We start from the raw sequence: 1720 nt of genomic DNA, 5'->3' as shown, positions 1-1720 counted from the left end.
AGCTACGGCCATACAATGTTGAAAGCACCGGATCCCGTCCGATCTCCGCAGTTAAGCAACATCTGGACCAGTCAGTACTATGGTGGGGGACCACATGGGAATACTGGTTGCTGTAGTTTTTGCAATTTTTTTTGCCAAAATTTCCAATGAATTCATATTAATCATCTATACACTTTTATATAACTTTTTTACAATTACAAGTAATATTTTATGCGTAAGTTGCATTGTATGAACACTTGGAATTATAAACAAGTAGTATTATTGAACAAAATGAACATTTTTTTAAATAAATTACACCTTTACAATTTGTTGCTATGCACTTTATACTTGTTATATTTTGTTGCTATGGACTTGCTATCATAAGTGGCTTACCAAAATTTTGGGTGTACATATAAGGCATAATTAGTTGTTATGCAAGTTTACGCTTGCTTTACTTTGTTGCTATGGACTGTTGGTGACTTTACTTTTGGCTTCCCATGAATGATAAGTGACTTAACTTGACTTTATATGAAGGATAAGTGACTTGACTTGACTTGCTATCATAGGTGGCTTGATCATATTACTCTAATCTTTTCAAAAATGTGGGTGTCTAAAGGTATAATTGGTTGCTATGCAAGTCTATGCTTGCTTCACTTTGTTGCTATGGACTGTGTATAAGTGACTTGAGTTGACTTGCTATCATATAGGTGGCTTAAGTATTATTCTAACCTTTCGGGTGCACGTGAGGCATAATTGGTTGCTATGCAAGCTTATGCTTGCTTCACTTTGTTGCTATGGACTGTTAGTGACTTTACTTTTGACTTGTCATGAATTATAAGTGACTTAACTTGACTTGTCATGGATTATAAGTGACTTGAGTTGACTTGCTATCATATAGGTGGCTTAACTATTATTCTAAATGCACGTGAGGCTTAATTGGTTGTTATGCAAAGTTATACTGGCTTCATTTTGTTGCTATGGATGACAGGTGGCCTAAGTACCACTCTAACTTTTTTAAAAAAATTGGGTATGTATAAGGTATAGTGTCATGCTGTGTACCATAGCAACAAAATGATCGAGTATAATGATTGGTTGTGTACCATAGCAACAAAATATTTGGACTTCACACAAACTTTTCATTTTTTGACAGATGATTTCTTGTGTAAAGGTCAACATGGTCCCGTTATTCCCATGTCTGGATCGTTCAAATAGTTTGAGAAAAAGCCATTCATGCAAAAAAGGTACCCAAAAAAGGAAATATGTCAATAGGCTGGCAAGTCAGCATGGTATAGCAACATGATAAATTAGCACTGGGGACGTTTTCCAAGTAACTAGAGTGATTAAATAGTGCACAATACAACATTTGAGGTCAATTTGGGACCTCATGGGCGACATGGCGACATGACATGGCAACATGGCCATTTACATTGCACATTGCAATTCAACATTGACATTCACCATCTCCATTCGACACTTATTTTGTTCAAAGATGGAGTATTTCAACGTTTTTCAACTTTTTTATAGGGTCTGTCGGTCCCTGTACGGTCGTTGTCGATCAATTTTAATGCTAGGCACGGTCAAGGAAAGGGCGCCTTCGAATAAACTTTTTTAAACCCCGAAAATTTGACAAAATTTCAGGAGTGGTTTACACTGCGGACAATGAATCCAACCCAAGCATTCGTTTTCAGATGCCCAGGTATTATGTAGAAGAAGAAAGTAAAAAATCTGAAGCTACAGCAAA

General features: G+C 36.4%; 1 rRNA gene. It reads left to right on the top strand.

The annotated features are described in order from the left end of the window. A 5S ribosomal RNA gene (gene rrf / locus ACYVJS_RS15845) occupies positions 1 to 119 on the top strand. The last annotated feature ends 1601 nt before the right edge of the window (positions 120 to 1720 follow it).

Source organism: Microbacterium neimengense (assembly GCF_054782995.1).
Note: the sequence above shows the minus strand (reverse complement) of the source record. Positions and strands in the feature narration are given on the sequence as shown.